This window comes from Meinhardsimonia xiamenensis (assembly GCF_900102905.1).
GTDB lineage: Bacteria > Pseudomonadota > Alphaproteobacteria > Rhodobacterales > Rhodobacteraceae > Meinhardsimonia > Meinhardsimonia xiamenensis.
In genome coordinates, this window is the sequence record NZ_FNFV01000012.1 from 1 (window position 1) to 21138 (window position 21138).

At 67.1% G+C, this 21138-nt stretch carries 20 protein-coding genes; 2 read left to right on the top strand and 18 right to left on the bottom strand.

Features of this window, described 5'->3' with window-relative positions:
- On the top strand, window positions 1-306 hold a 306-nt coding region (locus BLQ14_RS14690; RefSeq protein ID WP_143004508.1), incomplete at its 5' end, for an integrase core domain-containing protein.
- A gap of 660 nt (window positions 307-966) precedes the next feature.
- On the opposite strand, the gene BLQ14_RS14700 is transcribed toward BLQ14_RS14690, so the two are convergent.
- The 18 genes from BLQ14_RS14700 to BLQ14_RS14790 all read right to left on the bottom strand — a co-directional run bounded on the left by BLQ14_RS14700 (window position 967) and on the right by BLQ14_RS14790 (window position 20720).
- A complete protein-coding gene (locus BLQ14_RS14700) occupies window positions 967-4086 on the bottom strand; it encodes a type I restriction endonuclease subunit R (RefSeq protein WP_092501330.1) in 3120 nt (1039 codons plus the stop codon).
- A gap of 64 nt (window positions 4087-4150) precedes the next feature.
- Window positions 4151-4777 carry an NYN domain-containing protein gene (locus BLQ14_RS14705; protein ID WP_092501331.1) on the bottom strand — a complete coding sequence of 209 codons (627 nt, stop codon included), beginning with the start codon at window positions 4775-4777 and terminating at the stop codon, window positions 4151-4153.
- A 157-nt stretch (window positions 4778-4934) separates the two neighbouring features.
- The gene (locus BLQ14_RS14710; protein WP_092501332.1) at window positions 4935-6284 is read right to left on the bottom strand and encodes a restriction endonuclease subunit S; all 1350 of its coding nucleotides are present in this window, start codon (window positions 6282-6284) and stop codon (window positions 4935-4937) included.
- Window positions 6281-7819: a class I SAM-dependent DNA methyltransferase gene (locus BLQ14_RS14715; protein WP_092501333.1), complete on the bottom strand. Its 1539-nt coding sequence runs from the start codon at window positions 7817-7819 to the stop codon at window positions 6281-6283. Before BLQ14_RS14715 ends, BLQ14_RS14710 begins: the two co-directional genes overlap by 4 nt.
- Window positions 7819-8001 carry a type II toxin-antitoxin system Phd/YefM family antitoxin gene (locus tag BLQ14_RS14720; protein ID WP_072746518.1) on the bottom strand — a complete coding sequence of 61 codons (183 nt, stop codon included), beginning with the start codon at window positions 7999-8001 and terminating at the stop codon, window positions 7819-7821. Before BLQ14_RS14720 ends, BLQ14_RS14715 begins: the two co-directional genes overlap by 1 nt.
- A 243-nt stretch (window positions 8002-8244) precedes the next feature.
- The gene (locus BLQ14_RS14730; RefSeq protein WP_092501335.1) at window positions 8245-8499 is read right to left on the bottom strand and encodes a hypothetical protein; all 255 of its coding nucleotides are present in this window, start codon (window positions 8497-8499) and stop codon (window positions 8245-8247) included.
- A complete protein-coding gene (locus tag BLQ14_RS14735; protein ID WP_092501336.1) occupies window positions 8499-9173 on the bottom strand; it encodes a YcbK family protein in 675 nt (224 codons plus the stop codon). The genes BLQ14_RS14730 and BLQ14_RS14735 overlap by 1 nt, the downstream gene beginning before the upstream one ends.
- A 64-nt stretch (window positions 9174-9237) precedes the next feature.
- On the bottom strand, window positions 9238-9519 hold the full coding sequence (locus tag BLQ14_RS14740; RefSeq protein WP_092501337.1) for a DUF6127 family protein: 282 nt from the start codon (window positions 9517-9519) through the stop codon (window positions 9238-9240).
- A gap of 7 nt (window positions 9520-9526) precedes the next feature.
- Window positions 9527-10264 carry a DUF2793 domain-containing protein gene (locus tag BLQ14_RS14745; RefSeq protein WP_092501338.1) on the bottom strand — a complete coding sequence of 246 codons (738 nt, stop codon included), beginning with the start codon at window positions 10262-10264 and terminating at the stop codon, window positions 9527-9529.
- Between the two features lie 7 nt (window positions 10265-10271).
- Window positions 10272-14702, bottom strand: a complete 4431-nt coding sequence (locus BLQ14_RS15600; protein ID WP_245657132.1) for a baseplate multidomain protein megatron — start codon at window positions 14700-14702, stop codon at window positions 10272-10274.
- Complete coding sequence (locus BLQ14_RS14755) at window positions 14702-15163, bottom strand: NlpC/P60 family protein (protein WP_245657133.1); 462 nt, start codon at window positions 15161-15163, stop codon at window positions 14702-14704. The genes BLQ14_RS15600 and BLQ14_RS14755 overlap by 1 nt, the downstream gene beginning before the upstream one ends.
- Window positions 15160-16047 (bottom strand): DUF2163 domain-containing protein, encoded by an 888-nt coding sequence (locus tag BLQ14_RS14760; protein WP_092501339.1) that lies wholly within the window; start codon window positions 16045-16047, stop codon window positions 15160-15162. Before BLQ14_RS14760 ends, BLQ14_RS14755 begins: the two co-directional genes overlap by 4 nt.
- Window positions 16044-16670 (bottom strand): DUF2460 domain-containing protein, encoded by a 627-nt coding sequence (locus BLQ14_RS14765; RefSeq protein WP_092501340.1) that lies wholly within the window; start codon window positions 16668-16670, stop codon window positions 16044-16046. Before BLQ14_RS14765 ends, BLQ14_RS14760 begins: the two co-directional genes overlap by 4 nt.
- A complete protein-coding gene (locus tag BLQ14_RS14770) occupies window positions 16670-18676 on the bottom strand; it encodes a phage tail tape measure C-terminal domain-containing protein (RefSeq protein WP_092501341.1) in 2007 nt (668 codons plus the stop codon). Before BLQ14_RS14770 ends, BLQ14_RS14765 begins: the two co-directional genes overlap by 1 nt.
- A 2-nt stretch (window positions 18677-18678) precedes the next feature.
- The gene (locus BLQ14_RS15705; RefSeq protein WP_425412120.1) at window positions 18679-18885 is read right to left on the bottom strand and encodes a DUF7697 family protein; all 207 of its coding nucleotides are present in this window, start codon (window positions 18883-18885) and stop codon (window positions 18679-18681) included.
- 14 nt (window positions 18886-18899) lie between these two features.
- A complete protein-coding gene (locus BLQ14_RS14780) occupies window positions 18900-19340 on the bottom strand; it encodes a hypothetical protein (RefSeq protein ID WP_092501342.1) in 441 nt (146 codons plus the stop codon).
- On the bottom strand, window positions 19340-20278 hold the full coding sequence (locus tag BLQ14_RS14785) for a phage tail tube protein (RefSeq protein ID WP_092501343.1): 939 nt from the start codon (window positions 20276-20278) through the stop codon (window positions 19340-19342). The genes BLQ14_RS14780 and BLQ14_RS14785 overlap by 1 nt, the downstream gene beginning before the upstream one ends.
- A 22-nt stretch (window positions 20279-20300) precedes the next feature.
- Window positions 20301-20720, bottom strand: a complete 420-nt coding sequence (locus BLQ14_RS14790) for an acyl-CoA transferase (RefSeq protein WP_092501344.1) — start codon at window positions 20718-20720, stop codon at window positions 20301-20303.
- Window positions 20721-20834: 114 nt separating this feature from the next.
- Here BLQ14_RS14790 and BLQ14_RS14795 point away from each other — a divergent pair.
- Window positions 20835-21138 (top strand): helix-turn-helix domain-containing protein (locus BLQ14_RS14795; RefSeq protein WP_143004500.1); only part of this gene is annotated, 304 nt, incomplete at its 3' end.

Consider the following 21138-nt stretch of genomic DNA (forward strand, 5'->3'; position numbering starts at 1 on the left):
GATGTGCCGTGGCATTACATCGACCCCGGAAAGCCGCAGCAGAACGCCTACATCGAGTCTTTCAACGGCAGCCTGCGCGACGAGCTGCTGAACGAGGAGATATTTGACACCCTGGACGATGCCCGCCGGAAGCTGGCCCTTTGGCGCTACGACTACAACACCATCAGGCCGCACTCGTCACTCGGAAACCGGACGCCGCTGCAAGCGCGCCGAGCGCTTGAGCAAATCGACGGCTCCGCGCCCGGCGCGCTTGCCCAAACCGAAACCGAAGACTATCAAACCCAAACCCGCAGACTCTCGTTATGAATGAGGGACCAGCGGGGGGCAGGTCAGTACCGCCGCAGACCTAGCCGAGCGCGGTACGATAGGGATCTATCCCATCTCCGGCTGGTGGAAGGATCAGCCCAAACGAGATCGAAGCGAACTTGGCGTTCGTTACTCGCTCATTGTCACAATAGAAACCGAGGCCGAAGAATTCGATATCTGGACACCGGTCGCCCAGGAGGTTGGCGTCCCGGAACTGGAAGCAGAAGTGGAATTGTAGCGTCCGCGCATAACTTCTCCGCTTCTTGCTTCCACAGTGCTTCCACGGGGGCTGGAAACGCAAACGCCGCCCTGACGGGCGGCGTGTAAGCGTTTGATAACGCGTATGGATTTGGTTGCGGGGGTAGGATTTGAACCTACGACCTTCAGGTTATGAGACCGCTGGTCGATATAACGTAAGCGGCACTACTCGCGTATTTTCAAATACTTGTGCGCCTGTCGCACAAAACGCTAAACCGAGCGCCAACGTAGCGCCAACAACGCCGGTGCCGCCGAGCGTTCCCCATATGTGTTCGGTCTGTTCCGGCTGCGCAGGCGCCCGGCATTCGTTCGCCAAGTGCTCAGCCGCAGCAAAGGGTTTCCCGTAACGTTGCGCCAAGATTGAAAACGGTGCGCGACATCCACGTTCGAAAGCGCCTTCCTTCAGGCCGCCCATCGCGCCGAAAGCGCCTCGGCCTGCTGAAGAACGGTTCGTATCGCAGCATCCTGCAGATCCGGCGGGTATCCATATTTCCGCAGAATGCGTTTCACCAGAACCCGCATTCGCGCCCTGGCGGATTCGCGATGGGACCAGTCGACAGTCACGTGCGACTTGAGGCTCTCGAGAAGCTCGTGCGCAATCAGCTTCAGCGAGTCGTTCCCGAGGACCTCGACCGCGCTCTCATTCGTAGCAAGAGCGTCATAGAACGCGATCTCTTCCTCGGTCAGACCTTCTTCCTCGCCCCTCTTCCTGGCCTCTCGAATGTCATGCGCGAGTTCGATCAGCTCCTGAAGAACCTCGACAGTGCTGATCGCATTCGTGTGGTACCGCGCAACGGCCTGCTCCAGCCGCTCGGAAAACTTCTTGCTCTCGACGACGTTTGACCGTGCACGGGATCGGATCTCGTCGTTGAGCAGCTTCTTGAGCGCCTCAAGCGCGAGGTTCTTCTGTTCCATCTGCCGGACTTCCGCCAGAAAATCATCCGAAAGTATCGAGATGTCCGGCGACTTGAGCCCCGCGGCCGAGAGAATATCCACGATTTCTGTCGAAACCACGGACCTGTCGATGATCTGCTGAACGGCAAGGCGCTTGTCAGCCGCCGAGCCACCTGTCCCTTGCGTGGCCTTTACAAGCGCTGCCCGAACCGCCTGGAAGAAACCGACATCATCGCGAATGCGCTGGGCCTCTTCGCTGGCCGCTGCCAAGGCAAACGCTTTCGATAACGCAAGGACGTCGTCCTGGTATCGGCGCAGGGCTTTCTTTCTTGCATCTTCGTCCGCCTCCCTGGCGGCTGCCGCGTGCTGGCGCTCCAGGATCCAGTTCATTGCTGCCGCAAGCGTCCGGAGGCGATCTGACGGTTCCCCCTTCAAGGCTTGGCTGTAATCGAACCCATGGAAGTGATCCTGAACGATCTCGTAGCGCTTCAGCATTTCCGCTACCGCCTCGGCCTCGTCGATGCCGGCCTGGCGCCGGTCGCTCTCGGAATACTGGCCCAGCGCGTTCTTCAGGCTTTGGGCGATCCCGATGTAATCCACCACGAGACCGGCGGGTTTGTCGCGGAAGACGCGGTTCACCCGAGCGATGGCCTGCATCAACCCGTGCCCCTGCATCGGCTTGTCGATGTACATTGTGTGCATCGACGGTGCGTCGAAGCCGGTCAGCCACATGTCGCGAACGATCACCAGTTTCAGCGGGTCGTCCGGATCCTTGGCGCGCTTCGCGATCAGATCCCTCCGCGCCTTGTTGCCGATGTGTGGTTGCCACTCCGCCGGGTCTGATGCCGCCCCCGTCATCACGATCTTGATGACGCCGGTATTGTCATCGTCGGAATGCCACTCGGGACGAAGCGCCACGATCTCGTTGTAAAGCGCGACGCAGATTCGCCGGCTCATGCAGACGATCATGCCCTTGCCATCAAGCGCGGCGAGCCGCCGCTCGAAATGCTCGACGATATCCGCCGCGACCAATTTCAGGCGCTTCTCGGCTCCAACCAGCGCCTCGACGTTTGACCATTTCTGCTTGAGCTTCTCCTGCTCGGTCAGGTCCTCGTCTTCCGTCAGCGCCTCGATCTCGGCATCAATCCGCGGCTTCTCCTCCTCGGGCAGCTCGATGCGGGCCAGGCGGCTTTCGTAGTAGATCGGTACCGTCGCTCCATCCTCGACCGCGCGGGTGATGTCGTAGATGTCGATGTAGTCGCCAAAGACGGCCGGCGTATTCACGTCGTCCTTTTCGATCGGCGTTCCGGTGAAGCCGATGAAAGACGCGTTGGGCAGCGCATCTCGGAGGAGTTTCGCGAAACCATAGGTGCGCTTGCCTGTCTTGGGGTCGATCTTTGCCCGGAATCCGTAATGGCTCCGGTGGGCCTCGTCAGCAATCACGACCACATTGCGCCGGTCGGTCATCTTCCCTTCAGACAGCTTCTGCAGGGTCGTGAAGATGATCCCGCCGGAGATGCGGTTCAGGACCTGTTGCAGATGCTCGCGGCTCTCCGCCTGCTCGGGCGTCTGGCGGATCAGGTCGCGGCACATGGAAAAGGTCTGAAACAGCTGATCGTCGAGATCGTTGCGATCGGTCAGCACGACGATGGTCGGGTTCTCCATCTGCGGGTGCCGCACCAACTGGCCCGCGAAGAACGCCATGAGCAGGCTCTTCCCCGAACCTTGCGTGTGCCAGATCACCCCGGCCTTGCGGTCGCCATCGACGGCGGTTGCGCGCAGCGTGCTTTGAACCGCCTTCTTGACCGCGTGAAACTGGTGATAGCCGGCGATGATCTTGACGATGCCCGAGCCGGTGTCGCCGAACACCGTGAAGTCGCGGATAAGCTCCAGGAAGCGCTGCCTCTCGAAGACGCCCTCGATCAGCACGTCCATCTCGGGGCTGCCCTTCGGCGCCACCTCGCGCCCGTCGGTGGTGCGCCAGGGCATGAAGCGCTCCTCGTTGGCGGTGAGCGACCCGACCCGCGCCAGGGTGCCGTCGGACGTCACCAGCACCGCGTTGGTCCGAAAGAGCGAGGGAATCTCGGCCTTGTAGGTCTGCAACTGATTGTAGGCAGTGGTGAGCGTTGCCGTCTCCGCGCCCGGGTTCTTCAGCTCGATCACCGCGAGCGGCAGGCCGTTCACAAAGACCACCACATCGGGCCGACGGTTGCGGCCATTCTCGATCACGACCATCTGATCGACGACCAGCCAGTCATTGGCGTCCGGGTCGTCGAAATCAACCAAGCGCACCTTGTCGCCGCGAATGGTGCCGTCCTCGGCGTGGAACTCCACGTCCACACCCTCGACAATCAGCCGGTGAAGCCTGCGGTTTTCCTCGACCAGCGAAGCGCTTTCCGACCCCAGAACCTGCTTGATGGCCTCCTCGCGCGCCTCTGGCGGAATGTGGGGGTTCAGCCGTTCGACCGCCGCTTCCAGACGTCCACGCAGGATGACATCATCATAGGCCGCTCGCTCGGGCGCCGTTCCGTCCGGGCCAATGACGGTGTCGGGCGCATTCGCATACCCGAGCTCACTGAACTTGGCGATCAGGGTCTTTTCGATGTCGTCTTCGGTGAGGAAAGTCATGAATATTTCCGGCCTCAAATCTTAAACTTCTACTTTTCAGCGCCTCCGTATCTGGGACGGCCTCCTACCAGCGCGTCGGCTTGTGGAACTGTCCCTTCGCATCCTGCATCGTGTTGGGGAACTGTGAGTTCTTGAGGACGCCGGGTCTGATCTGCTTGATGAAATGCGCGTATGGCTTCAACGCCCGGCTCACACGCTTCTGGGGGTTGAGGATCCCGATTGTCTTTCCGAACCGGTTCCGAACAACCGAGATCGGCTCCTTCAGGTCGCTGTCGTTGCTGACGATCACCGCCACGTCGAAGGCATCGTCAAACGCGTCGACCAGCAGGTAAGTTGCGAGGTTGACGTCAGAGCCCTTTTCCTCGGTCTTCATGACCTGACGCCCGGTGTAGCGCCCGTTTTTCCAGTCGGCGGCGTCGGGCATGGTCACTTCATGGGTCAGGAAATGGCCAAGATGGATGCTGACCTGCGGAAGCGTTCGCAGGGCGCGGAAATACGTCTGCTGGCGGGTGGGCTGATCGGGGTCATGCGGCGTGCCGCTGACCTGCGCAGTGAAGTAGCGGATCGCCCGGATGTCGTTCTGCGGCAGGAGCGCGCAGCAAAGCGCATGGATATTCAACCACTTGTAGGGCGTGCGCTTGAGGCAGCCGTAGTAGAGGTTGTAGCCGTCGATGTAGACGTGGGTTCTCATGCGAACCCCCGAAAAAGCAGCAGCGGCCACTGGGGCCGCCGCGCGCCCCGGCACCGAAGCGCCGAGGGTGATCTGTCACCATATGTGGTCGATTTGACGATACTGTCAAGAGTCATGATCTGCCAAATGCAACGCACGTTGTCTCCTGGGTATCTCATCACAGCGCCTCCTCCACGATCTTTTCGGCCTCGGCCACGCGGAGCTCGCCGGACATGAGCCTGGGCAGCAGCAGGTCGCGGGTCTGGGCGAGGGTGCGGGATTCGCGTTCGTTGGCGATGATGCGTTCGAGCATTGGCGATACGATCGCATCGAAGGCAGACCGCGCCGGTTCGGACGGAACGACCACAGGGAGTGGACGGAAGTTCTTCTTGCTGATTTCCTGAAAGGTCGAGCCATTGGCGTTGCCTTTGATCTCGTCCATGAAAGCATGGAGCCATTGCCAGACAAACTCTTTTGAAAGCCGGCCCTCGCACTTCAACGCGATGAATCCCTGGTTGACCGCAACTGGCACGGCGGCAATTGCAACATAACCGATTGGCGCGCGTGACGAGAGGAGGACGGTTCCTTCGGGCAACAGGCCCGAACTGATCTTTTCGAGGCCAGCCTCCGTGATGGTGCGGCTTGTCTCCAGCAGGACCGGTGCCTTCAAGGACGACAAATCCTTGGGGGTGGCCCAATTGATGTTTCCGCCCCAGTAGGCGGGCTCTTTGGTGCTCGGTGTCGAACCGCCGACGGCCGTTGCTTCCTTGCCGATCTCCGACATCTCCCACCCCTCCGGTTTGCCCTCATCATCCAGCCGGTCGGGGAAGAGGGACCAGATTTCGGGGGCGAGGTAGGGGGGGCGGCCTTGCATTTTGGCGCGGGTGGGGCCGAAATCCACGAACCAGTCGCGAAACAGCGCCCGCGCCATGGCCTCGAGCGTGGCGTTCATCTTCCGGTTCAGCTCGATCTTGTCGTCGAGGGCGGAGAGTACACCGGCAATGGCGCGTTGTTCGGGGAGCGGGGGAACAACAATGGGGCACGCAGCAAGAATGGAAGTGTTGAGGTTAGGCATCGTCGCCCCGTGCGCGTGGCGCACGATCCATTCCCGCGCTTCGGGTGTTCCCAAGTAGAATGCGACGAAAGCGGGGTCCGCAGGGCCGTCGCCGAGCCGCACACGCAAACAACCGGTTCCGCAGAGCCAGCCATCTTCCGAGGAACGGATCAAAGCGCGTCTCTCAACGTCGCCACGTCGGCTATACACGATGTCGCCCGGCTCGACGCGGTACTTCGAAAGGCGAATCGCATCTTCTTCGGAAATGCGGGCAATTCCGTCTGCGACGATTCGGTTGTCGCCAATGTTCTGCGGCATTATCGAAGGGATACCGACGGGGACGTAGTCGGAGGCGTGAAGTTGGCTGCCGAAAGGCCCCGTCTGGATTCCTCCGCCCCCTGCTTCGCAGATTTCGCCCAACAAGCATCGCTTCCAGCCGGCAGGCAAACTGGAGGCAAGTTTCCCCCCCGTCATCGTGCAAGAACCCCCGCCAGTCGCTCGCGAATGACGCCGGTCAGCCGGTCGGCCTCGGCGAACTGCTCTTCCAACTCCGCCTGCAATTCGGCGAAGCGTTCGGGGAAGGGCGTGTCGTCCTCCTCGGCCGCCTCGACGCCCACATAGCGGCCCGGGGTCAGCACGTGGCCGTGCGCCCGCACTTCCTCGATGCTGGCCGATTTGCAGAAGCCCGGGATGTCCTCGTAGCCCGCGCCCTCGCGCCAGCGGTGGTAGGTGCCGGCGATCTTCTCGATGTCCTCGTCCGAGAACTCGCGCCGCGTGCGGTCCACCATGTGGCCCAACTTGCGCGCGTCGATGAACAGGATCTCGCCGCGCCGGTCGCGCAGCTTGCGGTCGCGCGCGATGCCGTTCGACTTGTCGCGCGCCAGGAACCACAGGCAGACCGGGATCTGGGTTGAATAGAACAGCTGCCCCGGCAGGGCGATCATGCAGTCGACGACTTCGCCCTCGATCATCGCCTTGCGGATCTCGCCCTCGCCCGACTGGGTGGAGGACATCGAGCCGTTGGCCAGCACCACGCCCGCCGTGCCGGTGGGCGAGAGGTGGTGCAGGATGTGCTGGAGCCAGGCGAAGTTGGCGTTGCCCCTGGGCGGCACGCCATATTTCCAGCGCGGATCGTCGCGCAGGCGCTCGCCGCCCCAGTCGGAGACGTTGAAGGGCGGGTTGGCGAGGATGAAGTCGGCCTTGAGGCTGGGGAACTCGTCCTTGTGGAAGGAGCCCTCGGCGTTCCAGCGGATGTCGGCGTCGATCCCGCGCACGGCAAGGTTCATCCGGCACAGCCGCCAGGTGGTGTGGTTGCTCTCCTGTCCGTAGATGGCGATGTCGCCGATGCGGCCGCCATGGGCCTCGACGAAGCGTTCGGACTGCACGAACATGCCGCCCGAGCCGCAGCAGGGGTCATAGACGCGGCCCTTGTAGGGCTGGAGCATCTCGACCATCGTTTTCACGACCGAGCGGGGGGTGTAGAACTCGCCCCCGCGCTTGCCTTCGGAGCCGGCGAACTCCTTGAGGAAGTATTCGTAGACGCGGCCGAAGAGGTCGCGCTCCTGCCCCTTCTCGGTGCGGGTGGAGATGTTGGCGATGAGGTCGATCAGTTCGCCCAGCATGATCGCCGAGAGCGCGGGGCGGGCATAGTCCTTGGGCAGCACGCCCTTGAGCGATGGGTTGTCCTTTTCGATCGCCAGCATGGCGTCGTCGATGATCTTGCCGATGGTGGGCTGTTTCGCACTGGCCTGGAGGTGGGACCAGCGCGCCTCCTTCGGCACCCAGAAGATGTTGTCGGCGAGGTATTCGTCGCGGTCCTCGGCGCCCTCGGGGTATTCCGCCATCAGCTCGGCGTGCTTGGCCTCGAAGCTTTCCGAGATGTGGCGCAGGAAGATCAGGCCGAGGACGACGTGCTTGTAGTCCGACGGCTCCATGTTGCCGCGCAGCTTGTCGGCGGCCTTGAACAGCTCTGCCTCGATGCCCAGGGGCGCGTTGTTGTTCGTTGCCATCACTCCTCGCCTTCCAGTCGGGATGGGGCGACCTTGTTGCCGGTCAGCCTTTCGTATTCTTCGACGGACAGGACCACGACGACCGGGCGCCCGTGTTTCTCGACCACCACCGGCTCGGCGCGGGCGAGGTCGATCAGACGGCCGAAGTTGTACTTGGCGTCGCGGGCGGAAAGTGCGGTCATGGGTGGTCCTCCCATGACGAGAAGTGGCCGAAATGGCCATTGGAATCAATCCTGAATTGAACTTGTGGTCATCGCTGGTGTCAGGGCACGCACTGCCCGGCTCCCACGCGCAGGGCGTGATAATCCCCCAACATCTCCTCGATTGCCGACCCCTCGGGCAATCGCTCGAGCTCCTCGGCCGCGCGCGCCTGGAATTCGCGTTCGTACTCCGGGAGCGGCAGGCAGCCACACGGCGCCGGGCCGTCAGAACCGCCCCGCGCGCAGGCGGCGAGCAAGCTCGTCGCGAGAACGAGGGCGGCGTGTCCTGGCCTCGAGCATTCGGCGTTGCGCGGCATTGATATTCTCCATCTGTTCGAGGCGTTCGGCGAGACGCCCGGCACGCTCGGCCGAGCGCCGGAAGGCGGCGAGGAAGAGGCCCACGGTGAGCGCGATGGCGGCCCATCTCGCGATGGCGGCGCCGAGCCTTGAGCCGGCAAGCCAGGAAAGAGCGCCACCCATCAACGGCGCCCCTTCCGCCAGTCCTCCCAGCGGGCGTAGATCATGAGTGCGATCCCGCCCAGCGCGCAGGCCAGGAACGCCCAGCGCAGCGTGTCGAGCCAGGGCACGAGCGGCTGCACCGCCGATTGCGTGTCGGCCAGCGTCTGTTGCAGGAGATCGACGCCGGCGGCGCCCGTGGTGGCAACGCCCGCAACACCGCCGCCCTTCATTGTGCGGCTGTCGGCGAGGCTCTCGCGGAGGCGGGGAGGCTCCTCGGCGAAACGGCTGCTCCTTTCGGGAAACCGCTCGCCCCATTGGCGCACGGGGCCGATGTCGATGTGCATGAAGTTCTGGCGGGGATAGAATCCGAAGCCGGTGAAGCCCGCCTCCCGCGCCGCCGCCTCGAAGGCGTGCGGGTCGTGGTTCGCCATCGAGATGTCGAAGGCCGCGCCGAGAAGATGCTGCGAACGCGGGGCGCCGGCGACCTTCCGGTTGTAGTCCGGGCTGCGATAGGCGGAGTGGACAATGATCGGGCGCGCGAGCCGGTCGCGCAGCGCCTGCAGCCGGTCGAGCGCCGCCTCGTTGACGCGGATGGTCCCGTCGCCGCGGCAGGCGATTTCCTCGGGGCTGAAGTTGGGCCAGCGCCAGAGGCCGGCGGGCACGTCGCGCCAATGCGCGAAGTCATGGATCGGCATTTCTTGTTCTCCAATGAAAAACCCGCCTTGCGGCGGGCTGGTGGCCGGGTGCGAGGCGCGGCGCTCAGCCGAAAAGCTTCAGCCGAACGGCGATGCCCGCGATGAGGGCGACGAGCAGGCCCGTCGTGATAACGCGCACCGTGGTCTGCCAGGCGGTGCGGCGCGCCATGCGCAGGGCTGCGAGCAATGTGCGCAGGTCGCGAATGTCGATGGCGGCGTCCTCGCCCTCGAGGCCGACATCGGCGAGCGCGCGGCGGGCGCCCCGCTCGGCGGCACGGGCGAGAATTTCCTCGAACTCGTCCACGGGCATGCGGACAAAGCCCTGTTCGGATCTGGGAGGTGTCATGACGGCCTCAGTCTGGCGGGGTGAACGCGAAGGCATGGATGGCGATGCGCACCGCGCCGTCGGTGAAGTCGCCGCCGTTGGCGGTGAGGACGATGGGCGTGTCGACCCAGAAGGCCTCTGGCCAGATGATGCCGAGGTTGGAAGCGCCGGTGGCGGTGCTGAGGGAGCCGCCGAACTTCGCGGGGCTGCCAATGATGCCGCAGTCGTAGCTGGTGGCGCCGGTGATCGCGCTGGTGGTGCGGGTCGAGACGCACAGCGCGATGGCGCGCGCGGGAATGACGATGCTCGAGGTAACGGTCGGGCCCGCGAGGTTCGTCAGTGTCTCCTCGGCGACGGTGAGGCGCGTCGCCGCGCCGTTCGGGCTCAGCGCGAGGGTGACGTCTGTGCTCCGCGTCACCAGCCCGAGCGCGGCCTCGAGCGTGATCCACGCGCCGCCCGATCTCACGATAAGCGCCGCCTCGTCCTCGACCCAGACGCGCCAGCCTTCGCGGGCGTGCAGGCGCAGCCACGCACCGCCGGAGAACATCGCCACGTCGCCATCCCAGCCAGCCCATGCGCCGGAGGCACCGGCGGCGACGATGTAGCGGTCGCCCTCGGCGGGGCTCGCGGGTGGCGCACTCAGATCCCGGTCCTTGACGGAAAGCTGCACGAGGCCGTCGAGCAGATCGAGCGACTGGTTGTGGGTGACGTGCTTCTGCGCCTGCGCGGCGGCGATGTGGGGCAGCGCGAGGTTCGGGGTGGTCATGTGGGCCTCATGCGATGGTGATTGTAGCCTCGGCAGGCATGCCGCGACCGAGCGAGGGTGAGTTCTGGGCGACACCGATGGTCAGCGCGGCGCCCGGCGCCAGTGCTGCGCCCCAGTCGGCCACCTGGTCGGCGGCGCTGTAGGTGACCGTGGCCGTGCCCGCCGTCAGCGTCCGCTTCACGGTCACGCCGTCGAGGATGTCGATCTCCCAGGCCTCGGGTTGATCGAGGAGCGGCACCTCGGCAGCTTCCCAGCTGTCGGCGGCCGGATCGCGGGAGCGGCGGGTCCAGCTGAGAGTGATGTCGCCTGACGGCTCGGCCTTCGCCGCCAGATGCACCGGCGCGAAGGGGCGGAGCGAGGCACCCGATGGCGTCACGGATAGGACTGTGTAACTCGGGTCCGACACGGGCCGCGTGGCCGGTCCCACCGCGAGGTTCCACGGCAAGGCGATCTCGCCGGCGGTGAAGGGCAGTTCAGTGACGGCCGCATCCAGCACCACGACCCGCGCCCCGGCCGGGGCGGGATTGCCGATGGCATGTTCGGTCCCCCGCTGGCCGCGCAGGAGCGTGGTCAGGCGATAGCGGCCTGGGGCGATAAGCGTGACGTCACGGGCCTGCAGGATCTCCCATGTGCCCGGCGCGCACTCCACGGCAAAGGCGTTGGCACCTGCGAACAGCTGCAGATCGGTGATGCTCTCAAGCTGGCCCCACAGCAGGTCGATCTCGAGCACCGTGCCCCGATCCCACCGCCAGGTCGGCCCCGACGGCAGATCGGCGGCCAGCGTGCCGATCCGCGCCCGGCGGGTGATGGTGGCGAAGCTCGTCCAGCCCGATGTCTCGGGACTGCGAAGAACGGCAACCGTGCCCGGCCAGGGATCGGCGTCAACCGCAATGAGCGGTCGCGGTGGCGTGTGTGCGCTGGTCAGTTGCGGAAGGTCGAGGATCGCCACCTGCGGCGCGCCAAGCGGCACGGAGCGGGCGACGGCGGCGGTGCGCTGGGCCCCCGGCGGCAGGTCGTAAACCTCGCGGTCCTGTCGGGTCGCCTCGATGCGGCGGGCAACCCCATCGGCGATGCGCATGAGGCGGAACTCGGCGGTCGTACCGTCCTGGAACACCACCACGTCGCCCGGATCGAGGGCGAGGCGCGAGGGCGGAAGGGCAAAATTCGCCCGTTCGCGCGCGGTCCATGTTTCCATCAAAGCGCGGCGGCAGCGGCGTTCGGCCTCCTCGGGGGCGACGGCGACGGGGAAGCTCTCGGCGGTCACCCGCACCGCGCCGGTGGTGATGCGGCGGGCTTCGACGAGGGCGCTGTCATAGTCCTCGTCGGCGCGCGCCACGCTCCAGCGCAGCACCTGCGGCAGTTCGGTCTCCTGGCCGCGCGTGCGCTCGATGTCCTCCGCCTCGCCCGCGACGAGATCGCCGGGCGTGATGGTGGCGACCGGCGCCGTCCCCCGCATGCGGAAGCGGATCACGCCTTCGCTCTCGACAGCATCGAAGCCGAAGTGGCGAGCCAGCATCGAGATCGTCGCGCGCGGGCTCTCGATGGCCGGGATCACCAGCCCCTCGACCGCGCCCCAGAGGCCGGAGACGTCGATGTGGGCGGCATCCATGCCGGCAGAAAGGCAGAGATGCCGCACGAGAGCGGCGAGCGACACTGCGCCGAGGCGTCCCGTGAGCCAGTGGCCGAGCTGCCAATTCGCGCCATCCGACCAGACGTCAGTGAGGGCCGGGAAGAACGGATACGGCCGCGCGTCCCACGTCCAGGCAGCGCATTCCGCCACCTCCAGCATGGGCGCGCCATAGACGCTCGAGACGGGATTGTTCGCGGGATCGGCCCAGTAGAGCGCGGTCGCCTCGAGATAGGCCCGCTGGATCGCGTCGTCCCGCCACCCCCGCGAGAAGTAAGGTGCGGCACTCTCGGATGACTTCGGGTCGTAAAAGACGTTCGGCTGGTTCGTGCCGCGATCGATGGCCGGGCAGCCGAACTCGGTGAAGCGGATGGGCTTCGACTCCGGCACCCATCCGGTGCTGGATTTGCCCTCGATGACCGCCTCGATGCCGAAGGCGAGCACGTTCTCGCCCACCGTGGCCGAACGCGGCCCGAGGCGCAGCTGGTAGTTGGTGGCGGCAATGGTCACGTCCACCACCATGTCGATCCGCCAGACGCCGCCGCCGAGATCGACAAGCGCCCTCGAGATCATCGGGTTCGGCCCGGCGAACCAGCTCTCGATGACGCCGGTGGCGAGGTTCACCACCACACCCGTGTCGCCCGCGCCGGAGGCGGCAAAGTCGAGCATCGCCTTGCCGGAGCTGCCGGCCGCCACGTAAGCCGAGATCGCGACCCGCTCGCCGCCTGCGAAGGAGAAGAAGCCCGGCGTCGCCCCGTGCCACGTCGCCCCGCCGCTTGCGATCAGCGCCGGCGCGGTGAAGCCGCGATGGCTGCCGCTGCCGGCCGTGAGGGTGACACCCCCGCCGATGGTGTTCCAGCCGAGCGGCGCCGCGCCCTGCGTGGCGATGCCAAGGCGCATGCCGGCCGGCCGGTCGTGATGCGGCTCGCTCCACCAGCTCGCCAGATCCTTGAAGCGCCAGATCCAGTCCTCGCCGTAGTCGCCATCGGCTATCGGGCTGCGGAGCTGCGCCTCGCGATCCGCTGGGGTTGCGTAGTACCAGTCGAAGCCCTCGCCCCCGGCGATGTTCGATTGCAGGTAGGCGCGGTCATACACCGCCGGCGCGCCCGCAACCGCGTCCGCGTGCTCGAAGCCGTCGCGCCAGTCGGAGATGGGCATGTAGTTGTCGATGCCGACGAAATCGATGTTGGCATCGGCCCAGAGCGGATCGAGATGGAAGAAGCGGTCCCCCGAGCCGTCCGCCGGATCATGCCCGAAATATTCCGACCAGTCGGCGGCGTAGCTGATGTCGGTGCCGGGCCCGAGGATGGAGCGCACATCGGCCGCAAGGCCCTGAAGCTCCGCCACCGCCGGATAGCTGGTGGCGCTGTCGCGGATGGTGGTGAGGCCTCTGAGCTCCGAGCCGATCAGGAAGGCATCGACCCCGCCGGCAACCGCGCAAAGATGCGCGTAGTGCAGAATCATCCGCCGCCAGCCCCAGTCATTGCCGCCGATCCAGGAGACGGTCTCGCCCGAGACGGCGAAGTCGGACACCTGCGCATTGCCGAAGAAACCCGCGACTTGGCTGGCCGCCGTTGCCGTCTTGTCCACCGAGCCGGCAAAGCCCGGCGCCGGCGAGCACGTGATGCGCCCGCGCCAGGGATAGGCCGGCTGCCCCACCGTCGCCGCACCGTCCGAGTAGGGATCAGGCAGGGCGTTGCCCGGCGCGATGTCCATGAGGATGAAGGGATAAAAGGTCACCCGGAAGCCGCGCGCCTTCAGTTCGCGGATCGCCTGCACCACGGCCGCGTCGCTCGGCGTGCCGCCATAGACAGGCCTTCCCTCGGCATCGGTCGAGACCAGATGCGCCGATGCCCGGTCCACCCCGTTGACCTGCCAGACCTGCGGCGTGGTGGTCTTCGCGGAGGTCTCGACGCCGGGCCGGATCTCGCACTCCCCGGCGCGCAGGTCGTTGCCGAACCACGCGACCACCAGCGACACGCTCTCGACCGCCGGTGCCAGTGCCTCGAGCCGGTCGAGGGAGACCAGGAAATCCGCCCTTTCGGTCTCGGCGTGCACGCTCTCCGGCGTGGTCTTGGCGCCCTCGGTCCGCATCACCGGCTCCGTGGCATAGACGAACTCGCCCGCGCCGGGGATCATGGTGACGGCCCGGATCGCCCCCTCGGCGGTGTCGGAGTCGGCCAAGGGGCGGAAGACCTCGACGCTCAGCTGAGGAATGCGGTTGCCGAAGGGCGTGAGGTCGAGTTCCTCGAAGACGACATAGGCCGTGCCGCGATAGGCGGGCGCGCCCTCGGCGCCCATCTTCGCGGCGATGAACGGGTCGGCCGCCTGTGCCTCGTCGCCCGGATACCAGCGCCAGGTGACGGTCGATGTGTCGAGAAGCTCGCCGTCGGCCCAGATGCGGCCGATGCCGGTGATGGGGCCTTCGCACAGAGCGACGGCGAAGGAGGCGGTATAGGAATACTCGGTCGTGGTGACGCTCGGCCCGCCGCCCTTGCCGCCGCCTTGCGTCGTGGTGTTCACATGCTCGGTGAAGTCGGTGGCCCAGATGATGTTGCCACCCAGACGAATGCGGCCGAAGACGCGGGGGATCGTCGTGCCTTCGGTGGCGGAAGTCACCCGCAAGCTGTCGAGCCGCGCGCCCTCGTAGCGCTGATCGGGCTGCAGGGAGCCGACGATCCAGCTGTCGACGACCGAGCCCGCCATGGTGCCGATCGCCCCGCCGATGGTGGCGGCGGAAATGCCGAGGATGCCACCGCCGATCGAGGCGCCGATGGCCTGACCGGCAAGGCCGAGCACGAGCGTGGCCATCAGCGCCTCCGGGGTTGGGGATAGAGAAAGGCAAAGGCCAGACGCCGCCGCCAAGACCGGGTGAAGGGCTCCTCGATCACGCCCAGCCGTTCGCGGGCGTGGATCATGGTTTCGACGTCGGTGAGGATGCCGACGTGCTTGGCGATGGCGCGCGCGCGCATACGGAACATCAGGAGCGCACCGGGTGGCGGATCAGCCGTCCTCAACTCGATCATGCAGGAGCGTGCGCCGTCCGCCAGAACCTCGACCGGCCCGGTCTCGCCCCAGTCGCGCGAGTAGGGCGGGATCGGGAACGGCTCAGGCCCCACCACCTCGCGCCAGATGCCCCGGGCTAGCCCTAGGCAGTCACAGCCGACGCCACGGACGCTCTGCTGGTCGTGGTATGGCGTGCCGAGCCAGGACCGCGCCGCGGCGATCACCTTCCCGCGCGCGGCCGGCCGCCGGATGAAGCCCGCGCTCACAGGACGCTCCCGTCGTTGGCCTTTCCTTGGGAGGCGTAGCGCAGCACGGTGTCATTGCCGGGGATATGCGGAAAGCCCCGAAAATTGGCCGTGTTGGCGAAGCGGTCGCGGCAGGTGGCAAAGGACTTGTCGCAGCCGGCGCGGATGGTGAAGGCGTCGTTCGCGGCGATGGGGCTGCCGGGCGGTTCCAGCAGCGTAATGATCGCCTCGCCGGTGGTGGCGACCTCGTGGCGCTCCACCTCCACGCGCCGGCCGGCATTGGCACCGGTGTCCCAGGTCAGCGTGCCGAAGGTGAAGAGTCCGGCCGCGAAGCCCGAGAGCCCCGCAGCAGAAAACGCCCGGTCGCGCAGGAGAACCGCGACGGTGCCGGCGCCCTTCCAGGCCGGGCTGTCCAAGTCGATCCCGCAGCGCCCGTCGCCCAGCACCGCGTCGCAGCCGGCCTGGAAGCTCCGCCCCACCGGCTGATCGAGCACATGAGCGAGGCTCCGCATCTCGGCGGTGAAGGCCACCCGCCCACGCCGGATCTCGCCGATGGCACCGCGCCGCATGAGCACCCGCTGGCTCGTATCCTGCCAGTTCACCCGCCAGACTTCGACCGCCGCGCCGTCCCAAAGCCCCGCGGCGATGTCGGATTCGGTGATGACGCCGGAGCGCAGCACGCCTTCCGCGTCCTGCGCATCGACCGCGAGATCGGAACCCGCGCGCAGTTCCGAGGCCGCAAAGCCGCTCTCGGGCTCGAAGCTCGTGCCGTCGAAGTTGAGCGTCCGGTCATGGTCGGTGAAGCCAAACACCTGGCCATCGGCGCGGGTGATGCGCCAGCACCAGGCGAGCGTCGTGGTGCCCTCGTCGAGATGGGCCTGCAGGGCGGGCAAAAGAGATTTCATCGCCGTATCTCCAGAAGCGGAATGGAGGTGATGGAACCGAGCCGCTCGAAATCGAGGGTGACATCGAGCGTGTCGGTGTCGAAGCGCACCGGCACGTCGAACTCGAAGCCGGCGGTAATGACGGCGCCCTCTGCGGGGGCAGTGTCGAAGCTGACGAGACCGGTCGTCACATCGACCGACCAGCCGCCTGCCTGCTCGACGCCGTCCACGGCAACCCGCACCGTGCCCGCGACCGGCTTCGTGATCGTCCGGCTCCAGCTCTGCGCGCCCGAGGCGTAGAGCTTTACCAGCTGGAAGGCCCTCGTCACGGCGTCCCCGGTGCCGATCTGCTGATCGATCGCCGAAGGCGCCTGCGAGGGTGCGCAGGACTTGTAGTCGGCCCAGTCCTTGAAGCGGAAGCCGTAGAGCCTGCCGTTGCGCGCCTCGAAGAAGGCGACGACGATGGCGAGATCGTCCGCGCGGCGGATGCCGTAGGCGACATCGTAGCGCCGCCGGCTGTTCGCCCAGCTGGCGTTGCGCTCCTCCTCCCCGCTTGCCAGCGTCACCACCTGCGTGCGCCGTTCGGGGCCGCCCCTGGCACGCCGGCTGATGTCTTCGGGAAACCGCACCTCGTGGAACGCCATCAGAGCCCCCTGCGGCCGAGTGACACCGCCCGCGCGATGTCGGCGGCGATCTGCGCGCGGGACTGGCGGAAGCCTTCCACATCGCGCGCCATGATCGTGACCTGAACGGGTGCTGCCGCACTGAATCCGGCCGCGACCTCCCGGCGCGAAAGCACCCGCTCGCCCCGTTGCAGGATGGCCGGCACCTCGTCGGGCCTGAGTCCGGGCCAGCCTCCAGTGTGCAGCCGCGGCGCCGTGGCCCACAGCGCGCCCGTGAGCGCCCTTTGCGGCCCGCCTGCTCCCACCATGCCACCGGCATGCAGAACCGCGCCCGTGGCGCCACCCAGCCCGCCCAGCGCGCCGCCGAGAAGCGTGGCGAGCGGCCCCGTGATCCACTGCCGCGTGGCAAGGCGGGCGAAGTCGGCCAGGATGGAGCCCACAAGGTCGCCGATCTCGAGCTTTGCCCCGGAGACGAACTGCGCGACCGCATCCTCGGCGCTTCGGAACGCCCCGACGAAAGCGTCACCGAGCTGGCCGCCCCAGTTACCGGCCTCCTCGGCGTAGGCTGCGAGGCTCTCGGCCACAGCCTCCCACCCCTTGGCCTGCTCCTCGAGCGCCGCGCGGGTGGCGCTCGAGGCCGTTGCCGCCGCGCGCTGCTCCCGGTTCCACTCCTGCAAGGCAAGGCGGTTCCGCGCGGCGGCCCTGGCATTCTCGACGAAAGCCTCGCGCTGGCGGCGCAGCCCTTCCTGCAGGATCGGGTCGAACCCGATGATGTCGCCAAGCCGCGCATCGAACCGGGCCCCCGCAAGCGCACCGGCAAGGCCCACCGGATCGTCGCGGTAGCGCAGGCGGATCTCGCTCTCGGCAAGCGCCGACAGCCCCTCGGCGGCAAGCGACGCCGCATTCGCAGCGGCGCGGCCGATCTCGTCGGCAAGCGCGGTGGCGCTGCCCGCCGCCGTCGAGACCGAGGCGCCCGCGTCATCCATCAGCGCGCGGAAGCGGATCGCGGCGAGCGAGGCATCGGTGAGGCGGGCGAGAAACGCGCGCTGCTCGGCCGTCATCGCCTCGAGGCCGCCAAGTGCCGCGATGTAGCTCGCGCGCAGGGCCTCGAGCGCGCGCGACTGCGCCTCGATCCCGCGCGCGTCCCTCAGATCGGCCATGGCGCCCGCGAGCGCGGCGGCATCCTCGAAGGTGATGCCCAGCGCGTCGCGCAGCCGGTAGATTGGGCCGGTGAGTGAGCCGATCTCGAGAAGGCCGTTCTGAAGCTCTGCAAGCGCGGTCGAGATCGCGAGGTTACGCTGGACATTGTCACCCACGTCGAGCCCCTCGCGGAGGAGCGCGCGCTGCTCGTCGCGCAGCCGCTCGATCTCGGCGTTGACCTCGGCCACCCGTGCTGCCGCCTGCGCGAACTCCGCGCGCGATCGCGTGCCGATGTCGCCCAGCGCCGCGCGGACAGCCTCGGCCGACGCCGCGATCTGCTCAAGCGCGTCAAGGCGGGCAAGATCGCGCTCGACCGCCAGAAGCTCGCGGGCCTGACCTGCGAGCGTGCCGTAGGTCCTGGCAAGCTCGGCGGTGCTCGCCCCGGCCTCGCGCGCCCGGGTCGCAAAGGCGCCGACGGCCGCCTCAAGCGCGCCCACACTTTCGGCCAGCTCCTTCGAGCGGTCGGCGGCCTCGAAGAGGTCGATCACGAACGGCCCGAGCACGGCCGCCACCGCGCCGATGGCGATGCCAAGACCGCCGAACCCGAGAAGAAGGTCGGGCATCTGCACGGCAAGCGCCCGGAAGTAGTCGCCCGTGACCGCCCCCTGCTGCGCCACCTGGCTGAGCTGCAACCCGACATTGCGCATCGCCCCGCGCGCATTGTGCGCGCCGAGCCCGAGACCGCCCATGCGCCGGTTGAGGCTGTCGATCTCGCGCCCGACCATCGCGAAGGACCGGCTGCCCTCCTCGCCGATCCCGCGGAACTCCGCACGCACCTCGCGCCCGCCGGTCGCGGCAAGGCGCACGCTCACGCGATGCTCGGCCATGCTCAGTCTCCGCTGCGTTCATTGAGCCGCGCCACCATCACCGCCTCGATCTCGGGCAGGAATTCCGCGACCGCGGCGGGATCGGCGCCCATCGCCCGCGCCAGTGCCAGTGCCGCCGCGAAATCCCAACCGATGACGGCGCCGGTGGGGCCAATACGAAGCTGGCCGCCAAGGCGGCGCGCAAGCTCCCAGGCCTGCAGTCCCTCAATGCTTGCGGGCGCATTTACGAGCCGCGGGCAGTCGTCGCAGGGTTGGCCGCAGGCGCGGCAGTAGTCGGCGCCGCCGCCGAATTCCCACTCGGCGAGGGCGCGGAGGCGTTTTTTTCCTGCTCCAGCGCGTGAAGCGGCGCGAGGAACCCCGCGCGGAAGGCAAGATAGACCCATGGCACGTCGATCAACGCGTCGATGGTCTCAGGGCTCGGGGCGTCGATCGGGTTGCCATCGGCGTCGCCGACCCCTTCCCAGCCGATGACCACCCGCCGCGCCCATGCCTTCGCCTCGGCAACGCCCGGATCGACGGCCGGGGTCTCGTCGAAGGCGCCTGCCTCCGCCATCTCCCGCCAGACCTGGGCGGCAAGGGTGCTCACCGGCGGCAGAACCTGCAGCCGAAGCCCTCGGCCGAGGTCGAGCCAGCGCGGGGCGTGGGTCAGATTGAGTTTGAGCATCAGAAAGCACTCACATTGTTGACGAGGGTCACGGTGCACATCCGCCCCAGCGCGTCATCGCGCGCGCCCTGCCAGGCGAAGCTTGCCTGCACGCCGCGCGGGCCTTCGATGGCAAGCCGCGGGCGCGGCAGGAACACGGAATGGGCGGTGATTGTCAGGCTCTCCCCGCTCGGCAGCGCCCAAGCGAATTCGAGCTCGCAGGCGCCGCCCGCCACGGCCTGATCGACAAGCGTCGTGTCGGCGAAACGCACGTCGATGGTGCCGGTCAGCGCGGCCACCGAAGGGTCGGCGCCGTCGATGCGCCCGTCGGCGCGGATGGTCTCGATCCGGTCGAGGTTGTTGGCGTACTCGATCTCGGCCACCACGACATTGCCGAGGCTCGCGCCATTGCGGGTGATGGAGCCGTGGAAATGCCCGAACCGCTGCAAGGCGATGGCGGCGGGCGTGCCCGCCTGCGAACTCGCGGCCGTGGTCTCGCCCTGCGCGACGAGGCTGACGGTGGCAACGAGGTTCCCGGCCCGTTCCATGCGCAGTTGCAGGCGGTCGGCAACGCAGCCCGCATACATGGAAAAGCGCGGCACCTCGGGCATGCCGACCTCGATCGACATCGAGGGCAGGCTCCAGGCACCCGAGCGGAACTCGTGCGTGTAGGGGCCGGTGCCGCTGGTGACCGGATCGCCGAAGAGCGCCTTCAGCCAGTAGCCGATCGCCTCGACATCCACCGGAATGCCGATGTCCCCGTCGACCGTCATCGCGTCGCGGATGGGCGCGGCCGGATCGCGCCCAAGGCCCAGAAGGTCGCTCTCGATCAGCGGCTGCTCGGCGCCGAGACCGCAGCTCGTGAAAGGCATCCGCACGAAGCCCGAGGCAGGCGTGGTGCCATAGGTCGTCTCGAAGGCGAGCGCGAGCTGCGCCCGCGCCCCGCTGGCGCGTGCCATGTGTCAACTCCTTCCCTTGGGATCAGGCGAGCGGATCGCTCGTCGAATAGCTCACCACCACCGGCACCACGGCGGCCTTGAGGCTCGCGCCCCCCTCGAGGGGCAGATCGGCCGGCGCGGGTGCCTCGGCCTCGACCCAGTCGCAGAGCCCGCCCAGCGTGCGGTCGGCGGCGAGCGCGGCGCCGATGGCGGCGCAGAGCGCGTCAAACTCGGCATCCCGGTCGCGGCCCTGCACGATCACTTCGAGCTCGGCGCGGTGGTGGTAATGCCAGATGAGCGGCGAGAGCGTGACTTCCGGCTCGCCCGGGTCTCCGTCACGCAGGATCACGAGCCCCCCGGCCGGCACCCGCTCGGGCAGCACCTCGCCGCGCAGGACTGTTGCGGGCAGGGTAGAGAGCCGCGCGTGCAGCGCGGAGAGGATTGTTTCGCGGGTGGTGGGCATGCTTTTTGGTTCGTGTAGGATGCGAAAAACCAAACCAATTTCGTGAGGCGCCGATGCGACTGATTGTTCACTTAACCTTCTTTCCGTGCGATAAGGGGAAAGGAGGAAGACCCAATGGGACAATCATCGACATCGAAGAAACGCAGGTCGCGGGACGCGGCGACGAAGATGGCCGAGCAGCGTCTGAGCGTGCTGGAGCTGGCCAGGAAGCTTGGCAACGTGGCCGAGGCCTGCCGGCGGCGGGGCATGGACCGGACCAGCTTCTACGAGTGGCGCCGGCGGTTTCAGACCCACGGCTTCGAGGGGCTGAAGGACCTGCCGCCGATCCACAAGAGCCACCCGCAGACGACGCCGCCCGAGACGGTTGAGAAGATCAAGGCGCTGGCGCTCGAGCACCCCGCCTATGGCTGCAACCGCT

What these genes read in the sequence shown, in the direction of transcription:
- BLQ14_RS14785 (WP_092501343.1), bottom strand. Translation starts at nt 20,278, where the DNA reads ATGGCACGCGCCAGCGGGGCGCGGGCGCAGCTCGCGCTCGCCTTCGAG.
- BLQ14_RS14730 (WP_092501335.1), bottom strand. Translation starts at nt 8,499, where the DNA reads ATGGGTGGCGCTCTTTCCTGGCTTGCCGGCTCAAGGCTCGGCGCCGCC.
- BLQ14_RS14735 (WP_092501336.1), bottom strand. Translation starts at nt 9,173, where the DNA reads ATGCCGATCCATGACTTCGCGCATTGGCGCGACGTGCCCGCCGGCCTC.
- BLQ14_RS14790 (WP_092501344.1), bottom strand. Translation starts at nt 20,720, where the DNA reads ATGCCCACCACCCGCGAAACAATCCTCTCCGCGCTGCACGCGCGGCTC.
- BLQ14_RS14720 (WP_072746518.1), bottom strand. Translation starts at nt 8,001, where the DNA reads ATGACCGCACTTTCCGCCCGCGACGCCAAGTACAACTTCGGCCGTCTG.
- BLQ14_RS14765 (WP_092501340.1), bottom strand. Translation starts at nt 16,670, where the DNA reads ATGGCGTTCCACGAGGTGCGGTTTCCCGAAGACATCAGCCGGCGTGCC.
- BLQ14_RS14715 (WP_092501333.1), bottom strand. Translation starts at nt 7,819, where the DNA reads ATGGCAACGAACAACAACGCGCCCCTGGGCATCGAGGCAGAGCTGTTC.
- BLQ14_RS14740 (WP_092501337.1), bottom strand. Translation starts at nt 9,519, where the DNA reads ATGACACCTCCCAGATCCGAACAGGGCTTTGTCCGCATGCCCGTGGAC.
- BLQ14_RS14780 (WP_092501342.1), bottom strand. Translation starts at nt 19,340, where the DNA reads ATGCTCAAACTCAATCTGACCCACGCCCCGCGCTGGCTCGACCTCGGC.
- BLQ14_RS14745 (WP_092501338.1), bottom strand. Translation starts at nt 10,264, where the DNA reads ATGACCACCCCGAACCTCGCGCTGCCCCACATCGCCGCCGCGCAGGCG.
- BLQ14_RS14700 (WP_092501330.1), bottom strand. Translation starts at nt 4,086, where the DNA reads ATGACTTTCCTCACCGAAGACGACATCGAAAAGACCCTGATCGCCAAG.
- BLQ14_RS14760 (WP_092501339.1), bottom strand. Translation starts at nt 16,047, where the DNA reads ATGAAATCTCTTTTGCCCGCCCTGCAGGCCCATCTCGACGAGGGCACC.
- BLQ14_RS14710 (WP_092501332.1), bottom strand. Translation starts at nt 6,284, where the DNA reads ATGACGGGGGGGAAACTTGCCTCCAGTTTGCCTGCCGGCTGGAAGCGA.
- BLQ14_RS15600 (WP_245657132.1), bottom strand. Translation starts at nt 14,702, where the DNA reads ATGGCCACGCTCGTGCTCGGCCTTGCCGGTCAGGCCATCGGCGCCTCG.
- BLQ14_RS14705 (WP_092501331.1), bottom strand. Translation starts at nt 4,777, where the DNA reads ATGAGAACCCACGTCTACATCGACGGCTACAACCTCTACTACGGCTGC.
- BLQ14_RS14770 (WP_092501341.1), bottom strand. Translation starts at nt 18,676, where the DNA reads ATGGCCGAGCATCGCGTGAGCGTGCGCCTTGCCGCGACCGGCGGGCGC.